Genomic DNA, 26,118 nt, shown 5'->3' on the forward strand with positions numbered 1-26,118 from the left:
CCGTCCGGCCGCCGCCGCGCGGACTCGCCTACGCGAGCCGCCCGACCGCATGTAGCGGACGCGGGCTTTCGGCGTGCTTAACACGGACGGGCGCGGCGCGCAGCCGCGACGCGCGCCGGCGCGAGCGGCGGTTCGCCCAGGCGAGCGCCGGGCGCCGTCTCTCGCGCGGCCCCGAGGCCGCTCTCAGGCGGCTCTCGGCAGGACCGCGCGGAAGCTGCGGTCCGGCGCGAAGTCCTCCTCGCCGGCGAGGCCGAGATGCGCCGAGAGGCGCAGGCGCGCGCGATGGACGCGGCTCTTGATCGTGCCGACCGCGACCCCGCAGACGCCGGCGGCCTCCTCGTAGGTCAGGCCCTCCGCACCCACCAGGATCAGCGCCTCGCGCTGCTCGGGGCACAGTCGCGCCAGCGCGCGGCGGAAGTCCACGAGGTCGAGGCGTGCCTGCTGCGCCGGCAGCGCGGTCAGCCGCTCGCTGTGCATGCCGTCCACGTCCTCGACCTCGTGGCGCCGCTTGCGGTGCTCGGAGAAGAAGAGGTTGCGCAGGATGGTGAACAGCCAGGCCCGCAGGTTGGTGCCGGGCTCGAAACGATCGAGCTTGGCGAGCGCGCGCAGCAGCGTGTCCTGCACGAGATCGTCCGCCCGGTCGGGGCTGCCGCACAGGGACACGGCGTAGGCGCGCAGATGCGGGGTCGTCGCGAGCAGGTCCGTGCGCAGGCCCTCCTCGACGGCGCGAGACGTCGCGGCGGCGCCTCTGGGCGTCGCGCGGCCGCGAAGGACCTCGCGCTGATCGACGGGATTCGGCGTGACCACGTTCGACATGGAGCGCGACCCTCCTCGGCCGGGGGATGAGCGCGCCCACTATCGCGCGGCCGGTCGCCGCTCGTTCCTGCCGCACCGTGGCGTTTGGTGACGAAGTGTGACGGGCGCGCGCGCCGGAAAGTCGCGGGTGCCGCGGCGCGCGCGTTGCTGCTACGCTCCGCCCCGAGCGGACCCGAGCAGAGATGAGCGCCTCGCAGCACATACTCGTCGTCGACGACGACCCCGGCATCCGGCAGATGCTGACGCGCTACCTCGCGGACGAGGGCTTCCGGGTGAGCGCCGCGGAGAGCGGGGCGGCCATGTGGGCCGTGCTGGAGACGGATCCGGCGGACCTCGTGCTGCTCGACCTCGTCCTGCCGCAGGACGACGGGCTCATCCTCGCCCGCGAGCTGCGGCAGCGCTCCGACGTCGGCATCATCATGGTGACGGGGCGCGGCGACGTGGTCGACCGGGTGGTGGGGCTCGAAATCGGCGCGGACGACTACATCGCCAAGCCCTTCCACCTGCGCGAGGTGCTCGCGCGCATCAAGACCGTGCTGCGTCGCCTCGCCCCGCGGGCCGCTCCGCCCGAGCCGGCGCACGGGGTGACGATGCGCTTCCACGGCTTCGTCCTCGATCGCGAGCGGCGCCGTCTCCTCGCGCCGTCGGGCGAGGACGTGCGGCTCACGGGTGGGGAATACGCGCTTCTGACGGTCTTCCTCGAGCACGCCGGGCGGGTGCTCGATCGCGACCGGCTGATGGACCTCACCCGCGGGCGGGACTGGGCCGCCTACGACCGGACGATCGACGCGCAGGTGGCGCGCCTGCGCAAGAAGATCGAGGCGCGGCCGAAGGAGCCGGAGCTGATCAAGTCCGTGCGCGGCGTCGGCTACGTCTTCGCCGGCCGCGTGACCCGCGAGCCGCCGGCCTCAGCCCGGTAGGCTCGTGGTACAGTCGGGGCACACGCCGTGGCTGATCCGCACGTCCGACGAGCCGCCTGCGGCGTAGTACGCCTCCGGCGTGAGCCAGGACCCGATCTCGCGGACCCCGTCGTGGACCGCGTGGCAGAAGGAGCAGAGCGTCACGTGCGGTTTCTTCAACGCCGCGCGCCGCGCCGCGAGCTGCGCCTCGACGTCGAACAGGTCGATCGGCGGGCGCCGGGCGCTCGACAGGGCGGTGGAGTGGAACAGGAAGCCCGCGTGCCGCCCGTCGCGCTCCACCCGGGTGATCGCCATGCGCAGCTCGCGGCGCTCGTGCGGCGCGTCGCAGCGATAGGTGAACGCGACGTCGGCTCGCTCGTAGCGCAGCGCTCTCATCCAGTCGCGGTATCGCCGGGCCACGTCCTCGCCCTGGATGACGTCGAACATGTTGCGGCCGACGACCGCGTGCGACCCATACTCCGCCCCGCCGCCGTCGCGCGCGAGCGCCGCGTCCCAGTTGCGACCACCCACGGCGACGATGGTGCCGTCGTCGTCGGTCGCGAAGGCGACGCCTTCCAGCGCGGAGAGGATCCCGTCGGGGGCGAGGAGGGCGGGGCGGGTGGTCGTCGTCACGGGTGCGGGCGTCTGGGCGAGGGCTCGGAGCCGGCGAGCGTCCGGCGCAGGACGCGGCCGAGCTCGCAGGCAGTATAGGGCTTCTTCAGGAAGGCGCCACCGTCGGCGGCCGCGCCGCGATCGGCGTCGGGCTCGGCGTAGCCGGAGGTGAGCACGACCTTGACGCCGGGCCTCAGCGCGCGGGCGCGCGCGGCGAGGGCGTCGCCGGTGATCCCGCCCGGCATGACGACGTCGGTGAGGACGAGATCGACCCGCCCGGGTTCGGCCAGGCGTTCGAGCGCGGCGGGGCCGTCGGGCGCCTCGAGCACCGCGTAGCCGAGCTCGCGCAGGCGGGCGACGGCGAGGCGGCGCACGCGCGGCTGGTCCTCCACGACGAGGATCGTCTCGCCCCGCGCCCGGTAGGCGTCGAGCGCGGTCGTCGCCGGCGCGTCCTCCTCCGGCGCCTCGTCGGCGCAGGGGAGGTACATGCGCACCGTGGTGCCGCGCCCGGGCGCGCTGTCGATCAGCGCATGCCCCTGCGACTGGCGCACGAAGCCGTAGACCATCGAGAGGCCGAGTCCCGTGCCGGCGCCCGGCTCCTTCGTCGTGAAGAAGGGCTCGAAGGCGCGCTCGGCCACGGCGCGCGGCATGCCCGCGCCCGTGTCCCCGACCAAGAGGAGCACCCAGCATCCCGGGCCGACCTCCGGGCTCGCGCCCTCGCCGCCCGCCGAAACCGCGACGGTGCGCGCCTCGATCACGAGCCGGCCGCCCCCGGGCATCGCGTCGCGTGCGTTCAGCGCGAGGTTGATCAGCGCGTTCTGCAGCTGGCCGGGATCGACGAGCGTGCGCCGCAGGTCGGGCGCGGTGCGGATCTCGACCTCGATCGTCTCGCCGAGCGTGCGGCGCAGGAGCGGCGCGAGGTCCTCGAGCAGCGCGCGCGGCGCGATCGGCCGCGGCTCCAGCTGCTGGCGCCGCCCGAAGGCGAGGAGCCGCTCGGTGAGCTGTGCGCCGAGCTCGGCGGCCCCGCGCGCCTCGCGCACGAGGTCGGACTGGCGCGCGTCGGAGATGCGCGCCTCGAGCATCTCCAGATTGCCGAGGATGACGGTCAGGAGGTTGTTGAAGTCGTGCGCGACGCCGCCCGTCAGCTGCCCCATGGCCTCCATCTTCTGGGCCTGGCGCAGCTCCTGCTCCATGCGGCGGCGGGCGGTGAGGTCGCGGACGAAGCCGGTGAACAGCCGCGCGCCGTCGATCTCCACCTCGCCGACGGAGAGCTCGATGGGAAAGATCCCGCCGTCCTTGCGCCGCGCCTCGGCGACGCGTCCCGTGCCGATCACGTGCCGCTCGCCGGTCCGACGGTAGCGCGCGAGATGGCCGTCGTGCGCCTCGCGATAGGGGGTGGGCATCAGCATCGCCACGTTGCGCCCGATCACCTCGTCGGCGCGATAGCCGAACAAGCGCTCCGCCGCGCGGCCGAAGCTCTCGACGCGTCCGCGCTCGTCGATGAGGACGATGGCGTCCGGCGCCGTGTCGAGGATCGAGCGCAGACGCGCCGCGTGAACCGCCGCGGGACCGCCCGCCGCCGGCCCGCCGCCACCGGGGCCGTCGTCCCCGCGCGATGCATCCTCGTCCGCCATCGCCCTCGCCCCGATCTCGGGTCCCGCCCACATGAGCACGGGCGCATGATACGCGCGCCTCCCGGCGCGTGACGATGTGCGCCGAATCGTGAGGAAGTGTGACCGAGGGATGGGCCGAGGCGTTCGCGGTCACGTGATCGAGCTTGTCTTTCAACGAGATGGCCGCGCTCCGGCACCTCCGCCCCGGTACCGCGGCCGGCGGGCGACACCGGTGGACGGCCACGCTAGACTGGCCGCGCCCCGCGGGTCCGCGACACGCGTCCCCCGCGCCAGGAGAGATGCCCCCGATGCCCGAGAGCCCCGACGAGCCGGCGGACGGCCGCGACGACGCGCTCGCGGCCGCGTTCCGCGATCGACCGGTGGAGCGGGTCGCGCCCGGCCGCGCCTTCCTGCGCGAGGGCGCGCCGGCTCGCGACGCGCTGCGCGTCGAGGCGGGCGTGGCGCGCCTCCAGCGTCGCCTGCGCGACGGGCGGCGGGTGGTCGACGCCTTCCTGTTTCCCGGGGACGTCGTCGGTCTCGCGCGGGTGGAGGCGTTCGCGTTCACCGGCGAGGCCGTCGGGCCCCTCGCCCTGCGCCGCATGCCGCGCGCGCGGCTCTACGCCCGGGCGGCGTCGGACCGCGCGCTCCAGGAGCGCATCGTGGCGCGCCTGCGCGAGGAGATCGGGGGCGCGGGCATGCGGGCGTGCGTGTCCCTCGGCCTTCCGCCCGCGGAGCGGCTGGCGCGCTTCGTCGTCGATCTCTGCGCCCGCCGCGGCGTCGCGCTGGAGCCGGGCGCGGTCGTGCGCGTGCCGATGCCCCGGGAGGACGTCGCCGATCATCTCGGCGTGGGCGTCGAGACGCTCGCGCGCGCGCTGGCGGTCCTGGCGGAGGAGGGCGTGGTGCTGTGGGCGGACCAGGAGAGCCTCGTCGTCAGCGATCCCGAGGCCCTGCGGCGGCGCGGCGGCCTCGATCTCTCGGCGCGGATCTCCCGGCAGGCGGGACGCGACGGCGCGCGCGGCCTCCTCCTGCCCGTTGGGTTTCTCCACTGACCCGGCGGGGGCGATCGCCCGTCAGCCGGCCGCCTCGTAGAGCGCCTGCGCCTCGCTCGCGGGACCGCGTCGCTCGCCGAGGTCGAGGACGCGGATCGCCGTGGTGACGTGGGGCGCGGCGACGGTGAGGACGTCGCCGACGGCGACGCCCTTCGCCGGGTTCGTCTGCCGCTGGCCGTTGACGCGCACGTGCCCGCTCTCCACGAGCCGCGCCGCGAGCGTTCGGGAGCGCGCGAAGCGCGCGTACCAGAGCCACTTGTCGAGGCGCTGGCGATCCTCCCTCACGGGCTCAGGTAGGCCTGCGTCCAGCGCGGCCCATCACTTCTTCTCCTCGAGCTGCGCCTTGAGGGCGGCGAGCTTGGCGAAGGGCGAATCGGGGTCCGCCTGCTTCTCGCGGCGGGGTGGACGGGCCTGCTGGGGTCCGCCGCGATCCTTGCCCCCACCGCCGCGCGGCGCGTCGGCCCCGCGGAAGACGTCCTTGCGCCCGCCGCCGGGGCCGTGGCTCTTGCCGCCGCCGCCGCCGCCGCCGCCGCCGCCGCCCTTGCCGCCGCCGGCCCGGCGCTCCTCGCGACCCTCGCCCGGCGCATCACGCCGACCCGGGCCGCCGTCGCGGCGCTCGCCGCCACGCTGATCCCCCGCTTGCCGGCCGGGACCCTGCCCGCCGTCGCGGCGCGGGCCGCGCCCGTCCCGTCCCGGACGGTTGCCTTGCCGGCCGGAGCGCCCGCGCCCCTCGCGCCGGCCCTGGCGCCAGACGACGATCGTCTCGGTGGCCGCCGGCTCGCCCTGCCCGATTTCGCCCTGCCCGGTTTCGCCTTGCCCGGTTTCGCCGGAGACGGTCTCGCCGGAGACGGTCTCGCCGGAGACGGTCTCGCCGGAGACGGCCGCGCTCGGTGCCGCCTCGTCCGCGGACGTTTCGGCCGGGACCTCCGCGGGTGCGTCCGCGGGTGCCTCGGCGGCGACGGGCTCGCTCGCCGTCTCGACGGCGGCGGTGGAGACCTCCGTCTCGGGAACGTCCGTCTCGGAAACCTGCGTCTCCGGGACCTGCGTCTCGGGCGCGGCTGCCTCGGGGGCCGCGGACGCCTCGGCGAAGGGCTCCGGCGCGGCTCCCGGCGCCATGCTCCCCTCGGTCGCCTCCGCCGGAGCGGTCTCGGGCTCGGCGGTCGCGCCCTCGGCAGCCGGCTCCGCCTGGATCGGTTCCTCCGCCGGCGGCTCGCTCGTCTCCGTCGCGCTCGCGGCCTGCGGGGGCGCCACCGGCGTCGTCGGCGCCGGCTTCAGGATCGCCGAGGTGATCGCCGGGCCGGCGCGCTCCTCGGAGACGTATCCCAGCGAGCGCAGGATCTGGGCGAAGTCCTCGCCGGCGCAGCCGACGAGGGAGGTCATCGCCACCGTGCCGACGAAGCCGTCGCCCTCGGCCGCGCCCGCCGGCGGCTCGCCCACGCTCTGCCCGGGCACGTATGCGATCGCCGGGCGGATCAGGTCGGCCAGCCGCTCCAGGATGTCGACGCGCACCGCGCGCCCGCCGCAGACGCGGAAGCCGGCCGAGCGGTAGAGGCCCTTGGCCACCTCGGTGTCGACGGGGATCGAGGTGCGCCCGGAGGAGGCCAGCGCCGCGATCTCGTCGATGCCCTTCTGGTCGAGCCCGCCGTTCTTCAGCGCCCAGAGCTGCGCCGCCAGCGTGCGCGGGGCGGGCTTCATCAGGGCGGGGAGATAGAGGTGGTAGGCGCCGAAGCGGATGCCCTTCTGGCGCATCGCCGCGCGGGCCTGCTGGTCGAGCCCGCGCACCTCCTGGAGCACGCGCGAGCGCTCGAGCACGCCGAGCGACTCGGCGATCTGGTAGGCGATGCCCTTGGCGATGCCGGCGAGGTCGGCGGCGTCCTCCATCTCGAGCAGCGGACCCAGCGTGCGCACGACGTGCGCCTTGAGCCAGGCCTGCAGACGGGCCTCGACCCTCTCCAGCGCGCCGCCCGTGAGGTGCTCGTCGGCGATGAGCCGCACCCGCGGCTCGAAGATCTTCTCGCCGGGCTCGAGCCGCGCCACGGGCTCGCCCTGCCAGCGGATCGTGCCGTCGTTGGAGAGGACGAAGGTCGTGTCGGCGGCGGTCGCGAACCGATCGGCCCGCGCCTCGATCTCGCCCGCGAGGCCCTTGACCGCGGCGTTGCGCAGCGTCTTCGCCTCGTCGCCCGTGGCGCCCGGGTCCGGCACGAAGACGAAGCCGGACAGGCGCCCCACGTGCTGGCCCTCGACGCTCACGTCGCCGCTCGCCGAAATTTCCGCTTCAAGCATCGCGTTCTCTCTCAAGCGCCGCATCAGCACGCTGGTCCGCCGGTCCACGAACCGGCTCGCCAGCCGCTCGTGCAGCGCATCCGACAGCTTGTCCTCTACCCCACGCGCCACGCTCTGCCAATGCTCCGGATCGCGCAGCCAGTCGGGTCGATTGGCCACGAACGTCCAGGTCCGTACCTGAGCGATCCGGGCGGAGAGGGTGTCGATGTCGCCGTCGACCCGGTCGAGCAGCGAGATGTGGCGACGAAACCAATCGTCGGGAACGGCCCCGTCGCGCATCAGGAAGAGGTAGATGGCCGAGATCAGGTCGGCGTGGCTCTGCGGCGACACCTTGCGATAATCGGGGACCTGGCAGACGTCCCACAGCCGCTCGACGGCGGTGCGGCCGCTGGCGTGATGGCGCACCGAATCGTCGCGCGCGAGGATCTCCAGCGCCGCGACGTCCTCGGCCATCGGCGCGCGGGTGAGGCCGTGCTCCTGGGGCACCTCGGCCAGCGCCCGCTGCAGCGCGTCGATCGAGCGGAAGTCGAGGTCCGGGTTGCGCCATTGCAGGATCCGCGCGGGCTCGAACACGTGCCCCTCCACCGCCTCGACGATCTCGACGTCGAACGGGTCGCAGCGCCCGGACGTGCCGAAGGTGCCGTCGTTGAGGTGGCGCCCGGCGCGCCCCGCGATCTGGCCGATCTCGGCGGGGACGAGCCGGCGGAAGCGGAAGCCGTCGAACTTGCGGTCGCCGGCGAAGGCGACGTGGTCGACGTCGAGGTTGAGCCCCATGCCGATCGCGTCGGTGGCGACGAGATAGTCGACGTCGCCCGACTGGTAGAGCGCGACCTGGGCGTTGCGGGTGCGCGGCGAGAGCGCGCCGAGCACCACCGCCGCCCCGCCGCGCTGGCGCCGGATCAGCTCGGCGATGGCGTAGACCTCCTCCGCGGAGAAGGCGACGATGGCGGTGCGCGCGGGCAGGCGCGAGAGCTTCTTCGAGCCCGCGAAGGTCAGCTGCGAGAGCCGCGGGCGCGTCGTCACGTGCACGCCCGGTATGAGCGCCTTCACCAGCGGCTCCACGGTGGAGGAGCCGATCAGCAGCGTCTCCTCGCGGCCGCGCTGGTTGAGCAGGCGATCGGTGAAGACGTGGCCGCGGTCGAGATCGGCCGCGAGCTGTATCTCGTCGATCGCCACGAAGGCGAGGTCGAGGTCGCGCGGCATCGCCTCGGCGGTGCAGATCCAGTAGCGCGGGTGCTTGGGCTTGATCTTCTCCTCGCCGGTGACGAGGGCGACGGCATCGGGTCCCACGCGCTCCACCACGCGGCCGTAGACCTCCCGCGCCAGCAGCCGCAGCGGCAGGCCGATCATGCCGGACGAATGGCCGAGCATCCGCTCGATGGCGAGATGCGTCTTGCCCGTGTTGGTCGGGCCGAGAACCGCGGTCACCCCGCGCGAGCGGGCCTGCGGCGGGAGGGTGAGGCGAGGCATCTGGCGGGCGGCTGGACCTGAGGGGACGGGGCGCGGTCCGGGTCGCGCGGCTGGGCGGGAACCGGGCCGCCCGTCCGGAACGGGCGTCGAACGAAACGGGGGCGAATCGGTGATTCCGGCGGAATCCGGATTCGTTCTCGCGAGCGCGGCTCGCTCGCCTCCCCATATGGGGTCGGCTGCGGCCATTCCTAGAACGGATCGGGCGCGAGCGCGAGAGGGGGGTGCGAGCCACGGTTCGGGCGCCTTGCCCCGCCCCGCCGCGAGGCGTAAGACGCGTGCCATCAGGAACGGAGATCCCCCATGCGTCCCTCGAAGCGCGCGCCCGACGAGATGCGCCCCGTCACCCTCGAGCGCGGCGTCGTGCGCTATGCGGAGGGCTCGTGCATGGTGACCTTCGGCGAGACGAAGGTGTTGTGCGCGGCCTCGCTGGAGGAGCGCGGGCCGGGCTGGCTGCGCGGCACCGGCAAGGGCTGGGTCACGGCGGAATACGCCATGCTGCCGCGCGCCACCCACGAGCGCACGCGCCGCGAGGTCACCTCCGGCAAGCCGTCGGGCCGCACGCAGGAGATCCAGCGCCTCATCGGCCGCTCCCTGCGCGCGGTGGTCGACCTGCACGCCATCGGCGAGCGGCAGATCATCGTGGACTGCGACGTCATCCAGGCCGACGGCGGCACGCGCACCGCCGCGATCACCGGCGCCTGGGTCGCGTTGCACGAGTGCTTCGCCTGGATGATGAAGCGCTCCATCATCTCCGTGAACCCGCTGCGCGACCACGTCGCGGCGGTGTCCTGCGGCATCCACCAGGGCAAACCGGTGATCGACCTCGACTACGCCGAGGATTCGGCCGCCGAGACGGACGCGAACTTCGTCGTCACCGGCAAGGGGGGCATCGTCGAGGTGCAGGGCACGGCGGAGGGCGCGCCCTTCTCCGAGGAGGAACTGCTGGGCCTCCTGCGCCTCGCCAAGACGGGCATCGCGAGCCTCGTCGAGAAGCAGAAGCAGGCCGTCGCCTGAGGGGAGCCGCGAGAGATGCCTCACCGCCGCCTGGACGGCCCGGTCGTGATCGCGACCCACAATGCCGGCAAGCTCCGGGAGATGCGCGAGCTGCTCGCGCCCTTCGGCGTCGAGGCGACGTCGGCGGGCGAGAAGGGCCTGCCCGTGCCCGACGAGACCGGCCACATGTTCTCCGAGAACGCCGCCATCAAGGCCCACGCGGCGGCGAAGGCGACCGGCCTCCCGGCCATCGCGGACGATTCCGGCATCTGCGTGCTGGCGCTCGACGGCGCGCCGGGCCTCTTCTCCGCCGACTGGTCGGTGAACCGAGACTTCGGCCCCGCCATGGAGCGCGTGAAGCGCGAGCTCGACGTGCGCGAGGCGACCGACACGACAGCGTGGTTCGTCTGCGCCCTCGTCGTCGCCTGGCCGGACGGGCATCAGGAGCTGTTCGAGGGACGCTGCCCCGGCGCGATCGTATGGCCGCCCCGCGGCGGGGCGGGCTTCGGCTACGACCCGATCTTCCTCCCCGACGGCGAGAGCCGCACCTTCGGCGAGATGACGGCCGAGGAGAAGCACGGCATCGACTGGAGCGATCCTCGAAGCGGCCTCTCGCACCGCGCCCGCGCGTTCCGAAAGCTCGCCGCCGCGATCCTCGGGCCCCGCCGCGAGGGGTGAGATGGCGCTCGCCCCCGACGAGATCGCCCGCTACGCCCGCCACCTCGTCCTCCAGGACGTCGGCGGGCCCGGCCAGGCGCGGCTGAAGGCGGCGCGGGTGCTCGTCGTGGGAGCCGGCGGGCTCGGCGCGCCCTTGATCCAGTATCTCGCGGCCGCCGGCGTCGGCACGGTCGGCATCGTCGACGACGACGTCGTCGATCTCGGCAACCTGCAGCGCCAGGTGATCCACGGCACGCCGGACGTCGGGCGCGCGAAGGTCGAGAGCGCCGCGGACGCCGTCGCGCGCCTCAACCCGCACGTGGCCGTGGAGGCGCACCGGCTTCGGCTCGACGAGGCGAACGCCCGCGATCTCGTCGCGGCCTACGATCTCGTCGCCGACGGCTGCGACAACTTCGCCACCCGCTACGCGGTCTCCGACGCCTGTTTCCACGAGCGGCGCCCGCTCGTGACCGCGGCGCTCGGGCAGTTCGACGGCACGCTCACCACGATCCGCGCCCACGAGACCGGGCCGGACGGGCGGCCGAACCCGACCTATCGCTGCCTCTTCCCCGAGGCGCCGCCGCCGGGCGCCATCCCCACCTGCGCGCAGGCCGGCGTGCTCGGCGCGCTCGCGGGCGTGATGGGGTCGATGATGGCGCTCGAGGTCGTGCGCGAGATCGTCGGCTTCGGCGAGGGGCTGGTCGGGCGCCTGCTCATGGTCGACGCGCGCGCCCTGCGCTTCGAGACGCTGCGCTACGGGTGGCACCCGAGGAACCCGCTCAGCGGCTCGCCCGACGGCCGCTGATGACAACGCGCGGGCGCGATCCTAGAACGGAGCGATGCGCACCGCCTCCTCCCGACGCTGGCCCCTGACGGTCCTCCTGCCGCTCGGCGTCTCGATCACGATGTTCGCGGTCGCCGTCGGCACGACGCAGGTCGGCCTCGCCTTCCTCGAGAGTCGCGAGGTGCGTGCGCTCGAGGCCAAGGCCACGATCTTTCTCAACGCGCTCGCCGGCGTCGTCGCCCCCCGGCTCGGGGAGGGGGAGGGCGCCGTGGCGGACCTCCTCGACGACCCGCTCGCCTTCCGGGAGACGCTGGCCGAGGAGAGCCTCGTCGCGCGCTGGAGGGGGCCGGACGGCGTGGTCCTCTCCGTCACCCGCGGCGATCCCGAGGGCGCCGACATGGCGCAGGCGCTCGAGGCGATCGCGCAGGCGCCGGCGAGCACCGTCGTCTTCGCCCGCGCCGAGCCCGGCACCCGCGCCATCATCGCCCGCGCCTACGAGGTCGAGGGCCGGCGGCTCGAGCTCGTCGCCGCGCTCGACGCGAGCGACCTCGTGGCCGAGCTCTCCCGCAACGAGGCCTGGGCGCTCGTCATCGACCTCGTGCTCGCGACGATCGCGGCGCTCCTCACCTTCGTCATCACCCGCCGGGCCGTCGCGCCGCTCGACGCGCTCGCCCGCGAGCTGGTGACGCAGGACAAGGCGGGCTCGGGTCGAGCGCGGCCGGCGAGCGCGGAGATCTCCCGCCTGCGCGACGCCATCGCGACGCGCCTCGAAGCGGAAGAGGCGCGCACCCAGGCGCTCGCCGATCTCGGCGAGAAGGAGCGCAACGCCTTGCTCGCGAAGCTCGCCGCCGGCCTCGCCCACGAGGTACGCAACCCGCTCGCGGGGCTGCTCAACGCCGTCTCGACCCTGCGGCGCTTCGGCGAGAAGCCGGAGGTGCGGGCCGACACGCTCGACCTGATCGAGCGGGGCCTGCGCTCGATCGAGCGCGTCGCCGACGCCATGCTGTCGACCTACCGTCCCGCGCCCGGGCGGATGCGCTTCTCCCGCGAGGACCTGATGGACATCCAGCTCCTCGTCGCGCCCGAGGCGCGCCGGCGGCACGTCGCGCTCGAGTGGGCGGTCGAGGCCATGCGGCCGATCGCGGCCGACTCGGACGCGCTGCGCCAGATCCTGCTCAACCTCCTGCTCAACGCCTGCAAGGCCTCCCCCGAGCGCGGGCGCGTCGGCCTGCGCGTGGAGCAGGACGCGGGCGAGACCCGCTTCGTCGTCTCGGATTCGGGCCAGGGCATGCCCGAGGACGTGCTCGCCTTCGTCACCGAGGGCCGGGGCACCACGCCGCTCACCAAGGGCAAGGGGCTCGGCCTGTGGATGGTCTCGCGGCTGATCGACGATCTCGGCGGCCAGGTCCGCGTCGAGAGCCGCTCGGGGGAGGGCACGACGGTCGTCGTGCGGTTGCCGACCGGCCCCGCACCCGAGGACGCGGCCGCCGGCGCGGAGGCGGCGTCGTGAGCGCGCGGGCGCTGATCCTCGTCATCGAGGACGACGAGATCCTCGGCGCCTCGCTCCAGCAGCGCCTCGGGCTCGAGGGCTGGCACGTGCGCTGGGCGCGCTCCTGCGCCGACGCGCTCGCGGCCATCGCGCGCCAGACGCCCGACGCCGTGATGTGCGACATCCGCCTGCCGGACGGCGACGGCGAGAGCCTGATGCGCGACGTCTTCGCCCGCGCCGGCGCGGTGCCCACCATCTTCATGACGGCCTTCGGCGGCATCGATCAGGCGGTGCGGCTCGTGCGCATGGGCGCGCGCGACTACGTGACGAAGCCCTTCGAGCTCGACGATGTGGTGGACAAGCTGCGCGCGGCGACGGGCGGCGACGGCGCGGCGGCGGCGGACCCGGGCGCGGCGGTGGACCCGTTCGCCTCCTTCGGCCTCTCGCCCGCGACCGCCGGCACGCGACGCACGCTGGAGCGGATCGCCGACGTCGACCTGCCCGTCCTCCTCACCGGCGAGACCGGCACCGGCAAGGAGGTCGCCGCGCGCTTCCTGCACGCGCAGAGCCGGCGCGGCACCGGGCCGTTCGTCGCGGTCAACTGCGCGGCGCTGGCGCCGGAGCTCGTCGATTCGGCGCTCTTCGGCCACGAGAAGGGGGCGTTCACCGGCGCCCACGAGCGCCGCCTGGGGCTCGCCGAGACGGCGGGGGAGGGGACGCTCTTCCTCGACGAGATCGGCGAGCTCGACGCCGGGCTCCAGGCGAAGCTGCTGCGCCTCGTGCAGGAGCGTGAGCTGATGCGGGTGGGCGGCGTGCGCCCGCTCCCGTTCACGGCGCGTCTCGTCTGCGCGACCCACCGCGACCTCGAGGAGGAGGTGGCGCGCGGCGCCTTCCGCGAGGACCTGTGGTACCGCATCAACGTCGTCACCGTACGCATCCCGGCCCTGCGCGAGCGCCCGGCCGAGATCGAGCCGCTGCTTCGCCGCTTCGTCGCCGAGGCCGGGCCGCGCCTGCGCGCCGCGCGGGTCGCGGTCGCGCCGGACGCGATCGCGGCAGCGCAGGCCTACGACTGGCCGGGCAACGTGCGCGAGCTGAAGAACCGCCTCGAGCGGGCGGTGGCGCTGTGCGAGGGCGACGCGATCGCCGCCGCCGATCTCTTCCCCGACGCCCATTCGCGCCCCGCCGGCGCGTCCGCCCCCGTGCCGACCGGCGTCGTTCCCGGCGAGGGGCTCACCCTCGCCGAGGTGCGCGAGGCGGCGGAGAAGGCCCACATCGAGGCGGTGCTGCGCGCCACCGGCAACGGCATCCAGGAAACCGCCCAGCGGCTCGGCGTCTCGCGCACGACGCTGTGGGAGAAGATGCGGAGGCTGGGGATCTCGGTGGAGTGAGGGGCTCTCGACCGTCCGCTTCCTCCCCGGAGGGGAGGAGTCCGCGCTCGCGCGGACGGTGGGGCCGTTCGCGTGCCTCGGTGAGCCGGCCCGCCGCCCTCCCCACCCTCCGGCCTTCGGCCGTCGTCCTCCCCTGCGGGGAGGCGGCGGCCGGTACGTCTCATCCGCTCACGCCGTCGCCCCGGCCTTCAACAGCGTGTAGTCGATGGCGTCCGTCAGCGCCTCGAACGAGGCGTCGATGATGTTGGGCGAGACGCCCACCGTGGTGAAGCGGTTGCCCTCGCCGTCGCGGAACTCCACCAGCACGCGGGTGGCGGCGTCGGTGCCGCCCTGGAAGATGCGCACCTTGAAGTCGATGAGCTCGAGGTGCTCGATCAGCTCCTGGTAGCGGCCGAGATCCTTGCGGAGCGCCACGTCGAGGGCGTTGACCGGGCCGTTGCCCTCCGCCGCCGAGATCCGCGTCTCCCCGCCCACCCGCACCTTTACGATGGCCTCCGCCACGGTCGTGAGCTGGCCCCGCGCGTTCCAGCGCCGCTCGACGTTGACCGAGTAGCGCTCGACGTCGAAATAGTCCGGCACCTCGCCCATCACCCGTTTCACGAGGAGGTAGAACGACGCGTCCGCGCCCTCGTAGGCGTAGCCGAGCGATTCCTTCTCCTTGAGGATGGTGAGCATGCGGGTGAGCCGCGGGTCGTCCTTCTCGAGGTCGAGGCCCAGCCGCTCGAGCTCCGCGCGCAGGTTGGACTTGCCGCCCTGGTCGGAGACCAGCACGCGGCGCAGGTTGCCGACCGCGTCGGGCGCGACGTGCTCGTAGGTCTTCGGGTCCTTGAGCACGGCGGAGGCGTGGATGCCCGCCTTCGTGGCGAAGGCGCTCGCGCCCACGTACGGCGCGTGGCGGTTGGGCTGGCGATTGAGCAATTCGTCGATGGCGCGCGAAACCGGGGTGAGGCGCGCCAGCGCGTCGGGCGACACGCCGGTGGCGTAGCGCTCGGCGAAATGCGGCTTCAAGGCGAGCGTGCCGATCAGCGTGACGAGGTTGGCATTGCCGCAGCGCTCGCCGAGCCCGTTGAGCGTGCCCTGGATCTGGCGCGCGCCCGCCTCGATCGCCGCGAGCGAGTTGGCGACGGCGCAGCCGCAATCGTCGTGGGCGTGGATGCCGAGCCGGTCCCCCGGCACGACCTCGCACACGCGGGACACGATCCGTGCGACCTCGGCGGGAAGCGTGCCGCCGTTCGTGTCGCACAGCACCACCCAGCGCGCGCCGGCCTCGTACGCCGTGCGGGCGCAGGCCAGTGCGTAGTCGGGGTTCGCCTTGTAGCCGTCGAAGAAGTGCTCGCAATCGACCATCGCCTCGCGCCCGCGGGCGACCGCCGCCTGCACGCTCTCGCGGATCGAGGCGAGGTTCTCCTCGGGCTCGATCTCGAGGGCCACGCGCACGTGGTAGTCCCAGGCCTTGGCGACGAAGCAGATCGCGTCGGCGTCCGCATCGAGGAGCGCCGCGAGGCCGGGGTCGTTCGCCGCCGAGCGGCCGGCGCGCTTGGTCATGCCGAAGGCGGTGAAGCGGGCGCGCTCGGTGCGCTTCTCGCGGAAGAGCTCGGTGTCGAGCGGATTCGCGCCCGGGTAGCCGCCCTCCACGTAGTCGACACCGAGCGCGTCGAGGTGGCGGGCCACCGCGATCTTGTCGGCCAGCGAGAAGTCGACGCCGGTCGTCTGCGCGCCGTCGCGCAGCGTCGTGTCGAACAGGTGGATGCGCGCGCTCATGACGGTTTTCCTCCGCCGCCGCCGGGCGGCTCGATCGCCTTCGTCATCGTAGTGTTGGCGAGCCACTGGCCCGCGCGGTGGACGGTGTTGCGCTGCTGCGCCTCGAAGCCGCGATCCATGAAGAAGGGCAGGGCCGTATCCGAGGCCTGGACCGTGAGCACCTTCGTGCCCCGCGCGCCGGCGAGCGTCTCGATCGCGTCGGCGAGCGTGGTGGCGACGCCGCGCCCGGCCATGTCGGGGGCGACGTAGAGCATGTCGAGCGTCTCGTTGCCGACGAGCGATGCGAAGCCGACGACCTCGCCCTCGTCGGTCGCGACGATCGTGAGCGCCTTCGTCAGCCGCGCGCCGAAGCCCTCGAAATCGTCCGCGAGCGACGCCCACGCCTCCTGCTGGCCGGGATCGTAGTCCTCCCCCGTCAGCGCCTCGATCGCGTCGCGGAAGATCTGGGCGCAGACGGGGACGTCTGTGGGGAGCAGCGGGCGCAGGGCGACGGGGGGGCGGCGGGTCATGAGGTGCTCCGGCCGCCGAAGGCCGCGACGCGGTTCCCCTCTCCCTCGTGGAGAGGGGCTAGGGGTGTGGGGCGTCGGGCGAGGGGACCCGCTGATTGGAGTTCGCACATGGTCTGTGCAGGGCTGCATCGACCGCTCCCGAATTCTGCACGCCCCACACCCCCGGCCCCTCTCCGGGAGAACGCTCTCTCGGGAGAGGGGAGAGCCGGCATCGGCGTCGCGCCTTTCATCGCGAGACCTCCCACGTCGTCCCCTCCTTCGAATCCTTCACCGTCACGCCCATGCCGGCCAGCACGTCGCGCAGGCGGTCGCTCTCGGCCCAGTTTCTCGCCGCGCGGGCGGCGGTGCGCTCGGCGACGAGGGCTTCGACCGCGGCGACGTCGATCCCCTCGGCCGAGCGGGCGAGGGCGGCGGGCTCGCCCGAGAAGCCCATCAGCGCGAGCGCGGCACGGCGCTGCGTCGGGGCGGCGTGGTGGAGCGCGGCGATCGCGGCCGGCGTGTTGAGGTCGTCGGCGAGCGCCGCGAGCACGGCGGTGTCGGCCGCGCCCGCCGGCCCGTCGAGATCGGCGTACCAGCGCGCGAGATTGCGCTCCGCCTCCTCCAACCCCCGCACCGTCCAGTCGATCGGCTGGCGGTAGTGCGTCTTGAGCATGGCGAGGCGCGCCACCTCGCCCGGCCAGTCCTTCAGGACGTCGGCGATGGTGACGAAGTTGCCGAGCGACTTCGACATCTTCTCCCCCTCGACCTGGAGGAAGCCGTTGTGCATCCACACGTTGGCCATGCGGGGGATGCCGAAGGCGCAGCAGGTCTGGGCGATCTCGTTCTCGTGGTGGGGGAAGACGAGGTCGATGCCGCCGCCGTGGATGTCGAAGGTCTCGGCCTCGGCATCCGTGCAGGCGAGGCGCCCGGCGAAGGGGACGACGAGGTGCTTCCACGCCATGGCCGAGCACTCTATGTGCCAGCCCGGGCGCCCGAGCCCGTCGATCCCCGCCGGGGAGGGCCAGCCGGGCTCCCCCGCCGACGAGGGCTTCCAGAGCACGAAGTCCATCTCGTCGCGCTTGTAGGCGGCGACGTCGACGCGTGCGCCGGCGACCATCTCGTCGAGCGAGCGACGCGCCAGCGAGCCGTAGGCCGGCACGCCCGCGATCCGGCCCATGGCGGAGACCGAGAACAGCACGTGCCCGTCCGCCACGTAGGCGACGCCCCGCGCCACCAGCCGCTCGATGATCTCCCGCATCTCGGCGATGTGCTCGGTCGCCCGCGGCTCGACCGTCGGCGGCAGGTTGCCGAGCGCGGCGACGGCGGCCTCGAAGCGCGCGTGCGTGCCCTCGGTGACGCGCCGGATCGCCTCGTTGAGCGGCAGGTCGGGGTAATCCCGTGCCGCGCGGGCGTTGATCTTGTCGTCGACGTCCGTGATGTTGCGGACGTAGGTGACCGCGTCGGCTCCGTAGACGTGCCGCAGGAGGCGGAAGAGCACGTCGAATACGATGACAGGGCGCGCATTGCCGATGTGGGCGTCGTCGTAGACGGTGGGGCCGCAGACGTACATGCGCACCCGCGCCGGGTCGATCGGCGCGAAGGGTTCCTTGGCGTGCGTGCGCGTATCGTACAGGACGAGCCGCGTCCCGGCGCCCTCCGCCGGCCTCTCGTCCCTCGCGTGTCCCGCCGTGCCGGCGAGGCGCTGATCACCCATGCGACGTCCTCCGGTGCCCGCCGGCTCGAGGAGATGTCGACCTGTCGTGAGGACGTGACGGCTCCGGCCAGCGGGTCAGCGCTAGCGACAAATGGAAATGGCGATGGCGTGCGCCGTCTGCATGAAACCTGATTGCCTTTTTCGGCGAATTCAGTCAAGACGCCGCCGCGCACGTGGAGGCGGAACCCGGCGGCGGGGCATCGCTTAACGAAACGCAAACCCGGCCGCGTCAATCTGCGGCATCGCCCCGCCTTCGGATCGAGAGTCTCGTCACATGCGTCGCGTGCTCGCCCTCACCGCGTTCATGGCGCTCGGCGCCGCCCTCTCCGTGTCCTTCATGCTGGTGCCGACCGAGGCCTCCCGCGCCGCCGCGGAGACGGGCGACTTCGTCATCCCGGCCGCCGAGGGCTACGGCGCGACGAACTGCCTCGCGAGTGGCGAGGCCTGCGGCGCGGTGATCGCGCGGTCCTGGTGCAACGCCCACGGCTTCGCCGAGGTCGTGCGCTTCGGCGCGCAGGCCGAAACCGGCGCGCTGGCGATCTCCTGCGCCCGCTGAAGGCGCGCGACGCGGACGATCTCTTCCTCGGGCCGACGAGAAGAGGGCGCGGCCGCTTTCGCGACCGCGCCCCAGGTGCCGGCCCGTGGGGGCAGATAGAGCCGGTTGCCTAGCGAACGCCGCTCGCCGAAAGCGGTTCCGGCGCCTCGACCTCTTTTTTCGCGACCATCCCGCCCGCTTTCGCGCCGGGTCCCCGGACCGCGCCGCGGACGCAGGCATCGCCGCGGGGCGCCCATAGGAACCCCGCGACCGCGGGGCCGTTCGCTCGGCATATCCGCGCGTGTGGGCGACCGGACGACAGGGTCGCCGCGCATCGTATCGACACGAGGCTTTCCACGGCCGCCGCAGACGGGGCGTTTCGCGATGACGACCGACACGAGCAGGATCGCCGTACTCCTGAGTCCGAAGACGACGCTCGTCGTCGACATCTTCCGCTCGCTCGGCGACTTCGAGGCGTCGTACGACGTGGGCGCCATCGACGCGCTGGAGTACCGGCTCACCGCCGCGACCGACGGGCAGACCGCCCGCGCCGTCGTGTCGGACGCGCTGCTGCTCGGCTTCTCGCTGCGCAACCAGCGCACGCAGGCGCGGATGCCGCAGCCCGCTTGGGACATGAACATGATCGGCGCCCGGCGCGCGAGCACGGACGAATGCGCCGTGCTCGGCCTGGTCGCCGCGAGCAAGGCCGGCGAGACGGCGCTCGCGAGCCGATGCGCGCGCCGCCTCGCCGTCGCCCTCGACAAGACGGTGTCGTCGCTGGCGCGCGACATGGGAGCGCGGCTGGAGGCGGCGGGCATGCGCATCGAGAGCCGCGACTGGGCGCCGCTCGTCAACCAGCGCCCGACGCCGACCTCGGACGACGGGTCGGGCGGGCGCCGCAGCGCGGCGCGCTCCTGAACGCGCGAAAACGGCCCGCGGCGCGCGCCGGGGCCGGGCTGGTCGTTCGAACCGGAGAAACAGCACGCGCGGAAGAACGGGCCGCCTCGCGGCGGCCCTTCCTCGTTCGCGCGGGATGCGGCCTCACGCCGTCTCGGCGGGCCGCTGGACCGTGGAGGACTGGCCTCCCTTCCGCCCCGCTTCCGACGCGAGCTCCCGGTTCTGCGAGAAGGAGCGCTTGGAGGCCGGCACGCTCTGGCCGCCCTTGCTCGCGATCTCTCTCTGCTTCTCCGGGCTCATCGACGCGAAGCCGCGCTTCGACGCAGACTTGCCAACCGCCATGTTCGCCTCCTCGGGCCTCTGCTTGCACGGCTTCTCAACCGACAGGCTGGGCCGGGGTTCCCGATCCGGAGAACTGCTCTAGGTTCGCTTGGCCTTGCCGGGGATGGGGGCGGAGCGTGGGCGGTGTCCCGCTGCGACCTCGCGGCGGCGGAACCGGGTGCGTGATGGGCACGTTTCCGAAGCTCGCGAACGCGCGCGTGTCGACGTGCGCACCCATCGAAACTCGCAGGAGTTCCCCCCGATGACGTTCGGATCGACGGCTCTCGTCATGCCCATCCGTCCCCACGTGCGCCGCCTCGCCCCGTTCGCCGCCGCCGGACTCCTCGCGGCCACGCTCGGCGCCTGCTCGCCCTACGGCCGGGATGCGACGGGCGCCGTCGTCGGCGGCGCCGCGGCGGCCGGCGTGGCCCCGGCCCCGCGCGGGGAGGTCGTGTGCGAGTTCGACCCGCTCTACGGCCGGGACGTCTGCTACCGCTAGGAGCGTGCGATGACCAACAAGGACATGGTCAAGTCGGTCGACCCCGCCAAGGCGAAGTCGCCCGGCCCGGATCGGGCGCTTGCGGAGCGGGAGGCGACCGAGCCGCGCGAGGGGCTCGCCACCGAGCAGTTCCCGCAGGACACGGATCCGCAGGATTCCAACCAGCTCGAGCCGATGATCAACGCCCGCGGCAAGGCGGGCCTCAAGCGCGGGTGAGCCGCCCCGCCTCGATCCGCCGCGCCGCGACCGCCGCGGCGAAGCCCACCACGGTCGCTCCGAGCATCACCACGACGAGCGCCGGCGGCCAGCGCGTGACGAGGTCGCCGACGACGAGCGCCGCGAGCGCGCCGGTGCCGAGCTGCGCCGAGCCGGCGAGCCCCGCCGCCGTCCCCGCGAGATCCGGCCGCACCGAGAGCGCGGCGGCGGTGGCGCTCGGTATCGACAGCCCGTTCGCCACCGCGTTGAGGGTGAGCGGCAGGAACAGCGCGGCCGGCGTCCAGGGCACCCCGAGCGGCGGGCCGGCCAGCGCGAAGGCGAGGGCGAGCGCGGTCGAGAGGACCGAGCAGAACGTTCCCACGAGGATCATCCGATCCGTGCCGATGCGCCTGCCGTAGCGCCCGGTGAGGAAGTTGCCCGCCATGTAGCCGCCGGCGCTGAGGATGAAATACGCGCCGTAGACGTCCGCGGAGCGGCCCATGGTCTCCACGACGACGTAGGGCGCGCCGGCGATGAAGCCGAAGAACGCCGCTGACGTGAAGGCGAGCGCGAAGGTGTGGGCCAGGAACAGCCGGTCGGCGAGGAGCCGCGGGAAGCCCCGCAGCGTCGTCACGATCGAGGAGGAGGCGGTGCGCGGCGCCGTCTCGCCGAGCAGAAGCACGATCGCGACCCCTACACCCGCCGCCAGGATCGCGGTCGCCACGAAGATCGCCCGCCAGCCGAAACGCTCGTCGAGGAAGCCGCCGAAGAGCGGGGCGACCATCGGCGAGACCACCATCGCCATGGTGATGTAGCCGATCAGGCTCGCGCTCTCGTCCTTCGATGCGGTGTCGCGCACGACCGCGCGGGCGAGCGCGAAGCAGGTGCCGCCGCCCGCCGCCTGGATGGCGCGCGCCAGGATCAGCGTCTCGATGCCCGTCGCGACCGCGCCCATGATCGAGCCGACGAGGAACAGCGCCGCGCCGGCGAGGATGCAGGGGCGCCGGCCGATCCGGTCCGAGATCGGGCCGACGAAGAGCTGCGTCGCCGCGACCGCGACGAGGTAGATCGTCAGCGTCAGCTGGACGGTGGCGTAGTCCACCGAAAGCGCTCGCGACAGGCCCGGCGTCGCCGGGGCCAGCACGTTGAGCGCGAACGGCTGGAGCGCCGAAATCGCGACGAGGATCGCGAGCGGCGGGCGTCGGGGATGCGACGTCGCGTGCGTCCGCGGCCTCATGACCCGCTCTCCTCCCGCCCGCGGGCCGTCTGGCCGAGGGCGGCGTGGCGGCGGATGCGCTCGCGGTGCCAGGCGTAGAGGCCCGCGCCCACGACGAGGGCGAAGCCCGCGAGCGCGATCGCGTCCGGGAACTCTCCGAAGACGGAGAAGCCGATCGCGAGCGCGAACACGACGGAGGCGTAGCGGAAGGGCGAGACGGCGGAGACGTCCGCCTTCCGGAACGCCATGACGACGGCCATGTTGCCGCAGCCGTAGAGCACGGCCGCGACGACCAGGAGCAGCGTTTCGGCGCGCAGGACCGGCTGCCAGCTCTCGCCGAGCGCCCCGCCGATGAGCGGCCCGACGACCCCCACGGTCACCGTCGTGCCCAGCACGACGACGATCGAGGGGGTGTCTGCGTGGATGAGGCGCGTGATCAGGTCGCGCACGGCCACGAGGACGGCGGCGGCGAGGGCGAGCATCGCGTTCACGTCGAAGGCGACGGTGCCCGGCCGCACGATCAGCAGCACGCCGGCGAAGCCGACGAGGATGGCGACCCAGCGCCGCCAGCCCACGCGCTCCAGCCCGAGCACGACGAGGAGCAGCGTCACGATGATCGGCGTGGCCTGCAGGATCGCCGTGAGGTCGGCGAGCGGGGCGCGGGCGAGCGCCGTGATGAAGAGGAACGAGATCACCGCCTCGATCAGCGCGCGCGCCGCGACGAAGGGCTGCGCGAGCCTGCCGAGCTTGCGCGCCTCGCCCAGCGCGAACACGATCGCGAGCACCGCCGCCGTCGCGAAGACGCCGCGCACCAACAGCATCTGCCCCGTCGGGAAATGCGCCGAGGCGAGCTTCATCATCGCGTCGTTGACGACGAACAGCGCCATGCCGACGAGCATCGCGAGGATGCCGGCGCGGTTCTCCGCTGATGTGGCCGAGGCGAGCAAGGGACGGGGTCCGTGGCGGGAGGGTGCGGCGCGCACCCGACGCATGGAACTAGAGGCTTACCGCGCGCCCGTCGACCCTCCCGCAGCCCGGAATGGCGCCGTTCCGGGCTTGGTGTCCCGTCACGGGAGCGGTGAGCGCCCGTTGTTCGTGCGTGCCAAGCTCGCATGGGGAGTTAGGCACGCCTTAACGAAATGGCTCCAAACTCTCGCAGCGTAATCACGAGGAGATCAGTGTGCTCGGATTCCTCAAGGCGTCCTCCCCCGCGCCTGCCCCGCACGCACGAGAAGCGGAAGACGCCCGCCCGGGCGCTCCGTCCGATGCGCACGCCCCGCTCGCAGCCGCCCCGGCAACCGCCGGCCTCGACGGCGAGATCGTCGACGTGCTCGAGGCCGACGTCATGCGCGCCATCGACGGCGTCGGCTCGGCGATCGAGGCCGCGAGCGCCGCCGCCAGCGCCGCCAAGGACGGCCTCGCGCGCATCGGCGAGGAGATGCACGGCTTCGCCGGCGCGAGCGACGCCGCCGGCGAGGAGACCCGCGCGCTGGCCGCCGTCACCGAGCGGCTGGCCGGCACGGTCGCGACGATCGACGGCGCGGTCGGCGACGCCGACGGGCGCATCGGCGACGCCGTCGGCTTCGCCCGCGAGGCCAACGGGCTGATCGGCGCGCTCTCGCAGGCGACCCGCGAGATCGTCTCCATCGTCGACACGATCTCCGCCGTGGCGCGCCAGACGAACCTGCTCGCCCTCAACGCCACGATCGAGGCCGCCCGCGCCGGCAAGGCCGGGCGGGGCTTCGCCGTCGTCGCGGCGGAAGTGAAGTCGCTCTCGGTCGAGACCGGCAACGCGGCGGGCGACATCCGCACCCGCATCGACGCCCTGCGCGACAGCGCGGACGCCTCGATCACGGCGGTGGAGCGCGTCGCCCAGGCGATCGAGGCCGTGCAGCCGGTGTTCCGCACGGTGCGCGAGACCGTCGGCGAGCAGAACCGCGCCATCGAGGAGGCCGCCGCCCGCGCCGGCGAGGCCTCGGCCCGGGTCGGCGAGGTCGGCGAGCGGGCGCGCGGCATCGAGGCCGCCGCGGCCGAGGCGGCGGTGCGCGCCGAGGCGGCACGGGCCGAGTCCGCCCGCGCCGAGAGCGGCGCCAAGGGCCTCGCCCGCCGCTTCGTCGCGGTGGTGCGCCAGAGCGAGATCGGCGAGCGCCGCGCGCACGACCGCTTCCCCGTCGAGCGCCGCGCCCGGCTCTCCGGGGCGGGCCTCGACGCCGTGACGAAGACGGTCGACCTGTCGCTGGGTGGCGCCCTCGTCGCCACGCCCGCCCGCCACGGGCTCACGCAGGACGCGCGCATCTCCCTCGACATCGAGGGCATCGGCGCCGTTCCCGCGCGGGTCGCCGGCATCAGCGCGATGGGTATCCACTGCGCCTTCGAGACGCCGGAGCCGGCGGTGCGCGAGCGCATCGGGGCGGCGATCGGCGCCATCGAGCGGGAATACCGCCCGCTCATCGAGCGCGCGCAGGACGCCGCGGCCCGCGTCGTCGCGGCGATGGAGGGCGCGCTCGCCTCCGGCGTGCTCGGCCGCGAGGCGCTGTTCGACGTGGACTACCGCCCGATTCCGGACACCAATCCGCAGCAATGGGAAACCGCCGCGCGGCCGATCCTGTCGCGGATCCTGCCCGGCATCATGGAGCCGCTGCTGGCGAGCGACCCGCGCATGGCCTTCTGCCTCGCGATCGACCGGAACGGCTACATCCCGGTGCACAACGCGATCTACTCGCAGCCGCAGCGCCCCGACGACCCGGTCTGGAACGCCGCCCATTGCCGCGACCGGCGCATCTTCGACGACCGCGCCGGCATCGCCGCCGCGCGCTCGACCCGGCCGTTCCTGATCCAGGCCTACTCGCGCGACATGGGCGGCGGCAAGCTCGTGATGATGCGCGAGGTGGATGCACCGATCCGCGTCGCGGGTCGGCACTGGGGTGGCTTCCGCACGGCCTACAAGCACTGAGGCGGGGCCGCGGGGTTCGGCTCACTCGACCTTCGAGATCCGGATCGCCGGCCCGCGTCGCTCGCCGGCGGCGGCGGCCCGCACGATGCCGATGAGCGCGTGCAGCGCCTCGAGAGACTGGGGCGTGAGCGGCCACAGGGCGATCAGGCGCGGGCACGTCGCCACGAACTCCTCCCGCCCGATCCGGTCCTCCGCCGTGCGGCCGAGCGCCTGGGCGAGCATGCCGTAGACCGTCGAGCCGATGCCGATCGACCAGGCGGCGCGCTGGTCGATCGTGCCCCAGCGCGCCACCGCGTCGAAGGCCGTCGGCCAGAGCGCCAGGATCTCCTCGCGCGCCGCTCCGATCTCGGCGACGAGCCGCTCGTCGTCGCCGATCGGCTCGAGCGAGGCGTTGGCGAGGAGGGCCGACCGCAGCACGGCCGCCGGGCGGCTCGCGCCGCCCACCTCGATCCGCGCCAGCGTCTGCGCGACGGCGAGCCCCGTCGCCCGGCGCTCGAGGATGCGCAGCCGCTCGCGCAGGCGCCGCGCGCCCTCCCCGGGCTCGTGGAGCGCACGCACCAGCCGCGCCGCGGGACGCGCGAGGATCGCCTCGTCGAGCGCGTCGAGCGGCACCTCGAGCAGCGCGCACAGGCGCGCCTCGAACTCCGCCTGCCCGATCTCGCCCGCCGCGGGATCGAAGACGACGATGTAATCCGTCAGGCTTTGCTGGCTCATCGGGTTTCCCTCACGACCACGGCGCGAGAATGGACGATGCGATACGTCCGGTCAAACATTATTCACGATCTATCAACACCATTCGTCAAAATTATTTTATTGACGACACCATATGATTCTAGCGACGTATTCCGTCTCCGCGAGCGGCAGGCTCCGGTCGCCGTCGTCGCCGAGCCCCTTGAGCTCGAGGGTGCGCACCGTGCGCCGCACGAGTTCGCGGGCGCTGACGGCCCCGCTCGCGTCGCGCACCAGAACCCGGTCGCCCTTGCGCACGCCGGCGCCGGGCGCGACGATCAGCACGTCGCCGTCGCGGTAGATCGGCGCGTGGGCGCTTCCGGCCACTTCGACCGCGAAGACCCGCTCGGCGCCGAGGTCGGGGAACTCGATCTCGCTCCAGTGCGCGCCCGACGGCATGCCGTCCGGCGCGAAGTGCGGCCGCGCGCCGGCGTCCTTCCAGCCGACCAGCGGGACGGTGGCGCCGCGCGCGGCCTCCGCCGGCTCGATCAGGCTCACGAACTCGTCGAGGCTCGCGCCGGTGGCGTTCAGCACCTTGGCGATCGATTCGGTCGAGGGCCAGCGCTCGCGGCCGTCGGGGCTCACGCGCTTGGAGCGGTTGAAGCTCGTCGCGTCGAGCCCGGCGCGCCGCGCCAGGCCCGAGGCGGTCAGGCCGTAGCGCTCCGCGAGCCGATCGATCGCCGTCCAGATCCGTCCATGCGTCAGCATGGGCACTCCTTCGTACATGTGACCATGAGCCCAACCTAGGAAATCAGCC

At 73.7% G+C, this 26,118-nt stretch carries 25 protein-coding genes; 12 read left to right on the forward strand and 13 right to left on the reverse strand.

Going from position 1 to position 26,118, the window contains the following annotated elements:
- Window positions 1–183: 183 nt before the first annotated feature.
- On the reverse strand, window positions 184–816 hold the full coding sequence (locus tag AB9M23_RS00005; protein WP_372421416.1) for a sigma-70 family RNA polymerase sigma factor: 633 nt from the start codon (window positions 814–816) through the stop codon (window positions 184–186).
- Between the two features lie 182 nt (window positions 817–998).
- On the opposite strand from AB9M23_RS00005, the gene AB9M23_RS00010 reads away from it, so the two are divergent.
- Window positions 999–1,736 carry a response regulator gene (locus AB9M23_RS00010; protein WP_372421418.1) on the forward strand — a complete coding sequence of 246 codons (738 nt, stop codon included), beginning with the start codon at window positions 999–1,001 and terminating at the stop codon, window positions 1,734–1,736.
- Here AB9M23_RS00010 and AB9M23_RS00015 read toward each other — a convergent pair.
- Together AB9M23_RS00015 and AB9M23_RS00020 are read right to left on the reverse strand one after the other, a co-directional pair.
- A complete protein-coding gene (locus AB9M23_RS00015) occupies window positions 1,725–2,348 on the reverse strand; it encodes a PAS domain-containing protein (RefSeq protein ID WP_372421420.1) in 624 nt (207 codons plus the stop codon). The genes AB9M23_RS00010 and AB9M23_RS00015 overlap by 12 nt on opposite strands.
- The gene (locus tag AB9M23_RS00020) at window positions 2,345–3,961 is read right to left on the reverse strand and encodes a PAS domain S-box protein (protein WP_372421422.1); all 1,617 of its coding nucleotides are present in this window, start codon (window positions 3,959–3,961) and stop codon (window positions 2,345–2,347) included. Before AB9M23_RS00020 ends, AB9M23_RS00015 begins: the two co-directional genes overlap by 4 nt.
- Window positions 3,962–4,248: 287 nt before the next feature.
- Here AB9M23_RS00020 and AB9M23_RS00025 point away from each other — a divergent pair, with 287 nt between their 5' ends.
- Window positions 4,249–4,989 carry a Crp/Fnr family transcriptional regulator gene (locus tag AB9M23_RS00025; RefSeq protein WP_372421423.1) on the forward strand — a complete coding sequence of 247 codons (741 nt, stop codon included), beginning with the start codon at window positions 4,249–4,251 and terminating at the stop codon, window positions 4,987–4,989.
- Between the two features lie 21 nt (window positions 4,990–5,010).
- Here AB9M23_RS00025 and AB9M23_RS00030 read toward each other — a convergent pair whose 3' ends face one another.
- Window positions 5,011–5,274 (reverse strand): RNA-binding S4 domain-containing protein, encoded by a 264-nt coding sequence (locus AB9M23_RS00030; protein ID WP_372421425.1) that lies wholly within the window; start codon window positions 5,272–5,274, stop codon window positions 5,011–5,013.
- A 33-nt stretch (window positions 5,275–5,307) separates the two neighbouring features.
- Window positions 5,308–8,742, reverse strand: coding sequence for a helicase-related protein (locus AB9M23_RS00035; RefSeq protein WP_372421427.1), 3,435 nt, complete (start codon window positions 8,740–8,742; stop codon window positions 5,308–5,310).
- Between the two features lie 300 nt (window positions 8,743–9,042).
- Here AB9M23_RS00035 and rph point away from each other — a divergent pair, with 300 nt between their 5' ends.
- From rph to AB9M23_RS00060, 5 genes are read left to right on the forward strand one after another with little or no spacing between them, the layout of a single operon-like run.
- Window positions 9,043–9,756, forward strand: a complete 714-nt coding sequence (gene rph / locus AB9M23_RS00040) for a ribonuclease PH (protein WP_372421429.1) — start codon at window positions 9,043–9,045, stop codon at window positions 9,754–9,756.
- Window positions 9,757–9,771: 15 nt separating this feature from the next.
- On the forward strand, window positions 9,772–10,413 hold the full coding sequence (gene rdgB, locus AB9M23_RS00045; RefSeq protein ID WP_372421432.1) for an RdgB/HAM1 family non-canonical purine NTP pyrophosphatase: 642 nt from the start codon (window positions 9,772–9,774) through the stop codon (window positions 10,411–10,413).
- Window position 10,414: 1 nt separating this feature from the next.
- Window positions 10,415–11,197 carry a HesA/MoeB/ThiF family protein gene (locus AB9M23_RS00050; protein WP_372421434.1) on the forward strand — a complete coding sequence of 261 codons (783 nt, stop codon included), beginning with the start codon at window positions 10,415–10,417 and terminating at the stop codon, window positions 11,195–11,197.
- A gap of 34 nt (window positions 11,198–11,231) precedes the next feature.
- Window positions 11,232–12,686 carry a sensor histidine kinase gene (locus tag AB9M23_RS00055; RefSeq protein ID WP_372421436.1) on the forward strand — a complete coding sequence of 485 codons (1,455 nt, stop codon included), beginning with the start codon at window positions 11,232–11,234 and terminating at the stop codon, window positions 12,684–12,686.
- Window positions 12,683–14,053, forward strand: coding sequence for a sigma-54-dependent transcriptional regulator (locus AB9M23_RS00060; RefSeq protein WP_372421437.1), 1,371 nt, complete (start codon window positions 12,683–12,685; stop codon window positions 14,051–14,053). The genes AB9M23_RS00055 and AB9M23_RS00060 overlap by 4 nt, the downstream gene beginning before the upstream one ends.
- A gap of 168 nt (window positions 14,054–14,221) precedes the next feature.
- Here AB9M23_RS00060 and cimA read toward each other — a convergent pair whose 3' ends face one another.
- The 3 genes from cimA to cysS form a co-directional block, all read right to left on the reverse strand.
- Window positions 14,222–15,814, reverse strand: a complete 1,593-nt coding sequence (gene cimA / locus AB9M23_RS00065) for a citramalate synthase (RefSeq protein ID WP_372421439.1) — start codon at window positions 15,812–15,814, stop codon at window positions 14,222–14,224.
- The gene (locus AB9M23_RS00070; protein ID WP_372421441.1) at window positions 15,811–16,323 is read right to left on the reverse strand and encodes a GNAT family N-acetyltransferase; all 513 of its coding nucleotides are present in this window, start codon (window positions 16,321–16,323) and stop codon (window positions 15,811–15,813) included. Before AB9M23_RS00070 ends, cimA begins: the two co-directional genes overlap by 4 nt.
- A gap of 226 nt (window positions 16,324–16,549) precedes the next feature.
- Window positions 16,550–18,016 carry a cysteine--tRNA ligase gene (cysS, locus tag AB9M23_RS00075; protein ID WP_372421442.1) on the reverse strand — a complete coding sequence of 489 codons (1,467 nt, stop codon included), beginning with the start codon at window positions 18,014–18,016 and terminating at the stop codon, window positions 16,550–16,552.
- Between the two features lie 274 nt (window positions 18,017–18,290).
- Between cysS and AB9M23_RS00080 the strand changes: the two genes are divergently transcribed.
- Together AB9M23_RS00080 and AB9M23_RS00085 are read left to right on the forward strand one after the other, a co-directional pair.
- The gene (locus AB9M23_RS00080) at window positions 18,291–18,572 is read left to right on the forward strand and encodes a hypothetical protein (RefSeq protein WP_372421444.1); all 282 of its coding nucleotides are present in this window, start codon (window positions 18,291–18,293) and stop codon (window positions 18,570–18,572) included.
- Window positions 18,573–18,935: 363 nt separating this feature from the next.
- Window positions 18,936–19,469 carry a hypothetical protein gene (locus AB9M23_RS00085; RefSeq protein ID WP_372421446.1) on the forward strand — a complete coding sequence of 178 codons (534 nt, stop codon included), beginning with the start codon at window positions 18,936–18,938 and terminating at the stop codon, window positions 19,467–19,469.
- Between the two features lie 123 nt (window positions 19,470–19,592).
- Here the strand turns inward: AB9M23_RS00085 and AB9M23_RS00090 are convergent, their stop codons facing one another.
- Window positions 19,593–19,790, reverse strand: a complete 198-nt coding sequence (locus AB9M23_RS00090; RefSeq protein ID WP_372421447.1) for a con-10 family general stress protein — start codon at window positions 19,788–19,790, stop codon at window positions 19,593–19,595.
- 241 nt (window positions 19,791–20,031) lie between these two features.
- Between AB9M23_RS00090 and AB9M23_RS00095 the strand changes: the two genes are divergently transcribed.
- A complete protein-coding gene (locus tag AB9M23_RS00095) occupies window positions 20,032–20,268 on the forward strand; it encodes a hypothetical protein (protein WP_372421449.1) in 237 nt (78 codons plus the stop codon).
- A 9-nt stretch (window positions 20,269–20,277) separates the two neighbouring features.
- The gene (locus AB9M23_RS00100; RefSeq protein ID WP_372421450.1) at window positions 20,278–20,484 is read left to right on the forward strand and encodes a hypothetical protein; all 207 of its coding nucleotides are present in this window, start codon (window positions 20,278–20,280) and stop codon (window positions 20,482–20,484) included.
- Here the strand turns inward: AB9M23_RS00100 and AB9M23_RS00105 are convergent.
- On the reverse strand, window positions 20,471–21,700 hold the full coding sequence (locus AB9M23_RS00105; protein WP_372421451.1) for a multidrug effflux MFS transporter: 1,230 nt from the start codon (window positions 21,698–21,700) through the stop codon (window positions 20,471–20,473). The genes AB9M23_RS00100 and AB9M23_RS00105 overlap by 14 nt on opposite strands.
- Window positions 21,697–22,626 (reverse strand): DMT family transporter, encoded by a 930-nt coding sequence (locus AB9M23_RS00110; protein ID WP_372421452.1) that lies wholly within the window; start codon window positions 22,624–22,626, stop codon window positions 21,697–21,699. Before AB9M23_RS00110 ends, AB9M23_RS00105 begins: the two co-directional genes overlap by 4 nt.
- A gap of 380 nt (window positions 22,627–23,006) precedes the next feature.
- Here AB9M23_RS00110 and AB9M23_RS00115 point away from each other — a divergent pair, with 380 nt between their 5' ends.
- Window positions 23,007–24,632: a methyl-accepting chemotaxis protein gene (locus AB9M23_RS00115; protein ID WP_372421453.1), complete on the forward strand. Its 1,626-nt coding sequence runs from the start codon at window positions 23,007–23,009 to the stop codon at window positions 24,630–24,632.
- Window positions 24,633–24,653: 21 nt separating this feature from the next.
- On the opposite strand, the gene AB9M23_RS00120 is transcribed toward AB9M23_RS00115, so the two are convergent.
- Window positions 24,654–25,346 carry a hypothetical protein gene (locus AB9M23_RS00120; RefSeq protein WP_372421455.1) on the reverse strand — a complete coding sequence of 231 codons (693 nt, stop codon included), beginning with the start codon at window positions 25,344–25,346 and terminating at the stop codon, window positions 24,654–24,656.
- A 96-nt stretch (window positions 25,347–25,442) separates the two neighbouring features.
- Window positions 25,443–26,069 carry a S24 family peptidase gene (locus AB9M23_RS00125; RefSeq protein WP_372421457.1) on the reverse strand — a complete coding sequence of 209 codons (627 nt, stop codon included), beginning with the start codon at window positions 26,067–26,069 and terminating at the stop codon, window positions 25,443–25,445.
- Window positions 26,070–26,118 lie beyond the last annotated feature (49 nt).

It is taken from the genome of Salinarimonas chemoclinalis, assembly GCF_041514305.1.
GTDB classification, from domain to species: Bacteria; Pseudomonadota; Alphaproteobacteria; order Rhizobiales; family Beijerinckiaceae; genus Salinarimonas; species Salinarimonas chemoclinalis.

Coding starts and splice junctions, on each gene's coding strand:
- AB9M23_RS00025 (WP_372421423.1), top strand. CDS start 4,249: ATGCCCGAGAGCCCCGACGAGCCGGCGGACGGCCGCGACGACGCGCTC.
- AB9M23_RS00055 (WP_372421436.1), top strand. CDS start 11,232: ATGCGCACCGCCTCCTCCCGACGCTGGCCCCTGACGGTCCTCCTGCCG.
- cimA (WP_372421439.1), bottom strand. CDS start 15,814: ATGAGCGCGCGCATCCACCTGTTCGACACGACGCTGCGCGACGGCGCG.
- AB9M23_RS00005 (WP_372421416.1), bottom strand. CDS start 816: ATGTCGAACGTGGTCACGCCGAATCCCGTCGATCAGCGCGAGGTCCTT.
- AB9M23_RS00100 (WP_372421450.1), top strand. CDS start 20,278: ATGACCAACAAGGACATGGTCAAGTCGGTCGACCCCGCCAAGGCGAAG.
- AB9M23_RS00050 (WP_372421434.1), top strand. CDS start 10,415: ATGGCGCTCGCCCCCGACGAGATCGCCCGCTACGCCCGCCACCTCGTC.
- AB9M23_RS00080 (WP_372421444.1), top strand. CDS start 18,291: ATGCGTCGCGTGCTCGCCCTCACCGCGTTCATGGCGCTCGGCGCCGCC.
- AB9M23_RS00085 (WP_372421446.1), top strand. CDS start 18,936: ATGACGACCGACACGAGCAGGATCGCCGTACTCCTGAGTCCGAAGACG.
- rph (WP_372421429.1), top strand. CDS start 9,043: ATGCGTCCCTCGAAGCGCGCGCCCGACGAGATGCGCCCCGTCACCCTC.
- AB9M23_RS00070 (WP_372421441.1), bottom strand. CDS start 16,323: ATGACCCGCCGCCCCCCCGTCGCCCTGCGCCCGCTGCTCCCCACAGAC.
- cysS (WP_372421442.1), bottom strand. CDS start 18,016: ATGGGTGATCAGCGCCTCGCCGGCACGGCGGGACACGCGAGGGACGAG.
- rdgB (WP_372421432.1), top strand. CDS start 9,772: ATGCCTCACCGCCGCCTGGACGGCCCGGTCGTGATCGCGACCCACAAT.
- AB9M23_RS00035 (WP_372421427.1), bottom strand. CDS start 8,742: ATGCCTCGCCTCACCCTCCCGCCGCAGGCCCGCTCGCGCGGGGTGACC.
- AB9M23_RS00105 (WP_372421451.1), bottom strand. CDS start 21,700: ATGAGGCCGCGGACGCACGCGACGTCGCATCCCCGACGCCCGCCGCTC.
- AB9M23_RS00120 (WP_372421455.1), bottom strand. CDS start 25,346: ATGAGCCAGCAAAGCCTGACGGATTACATCGTCGTCTTCGATCCCGCG.
- AB9M23_RS00020 (WP_372421422.1), bottom strand. CDS start 3,961: ATGGCGGACGAGGATGCATCGCGCGGGGACGACGGCCCCGGTGGCGGC.
- AB9M23_RS00095 (WP_372421449.1), top strand. CDS start 20,032: ATGACGTTCGGATCGACGGCTCTCGTCATGCCCATCCGTCCCCACGTG.
- AB9M23_RS00090 (WP_372421447.1), bottom strand. CDS start 19,790: ATGGCGGTTGGCAAGTCTGCGTCGAAGCGCGGCTTCGCGTCGATGAGC.
- AB9M23_RS00125 (WP_372421457.1), bottom strand. CDS start 26,069: ATGCTGACGCATGGACGGATCTGGACGGCGATCGATCGGCTCGCGGAG.
- AB9M23_RS00010 (WP_372421418.1), top strand. CDS start 999: ATGAGCGCCTCGCAGCACATACTCGTCGTCGACGACGACCCCGGCATC.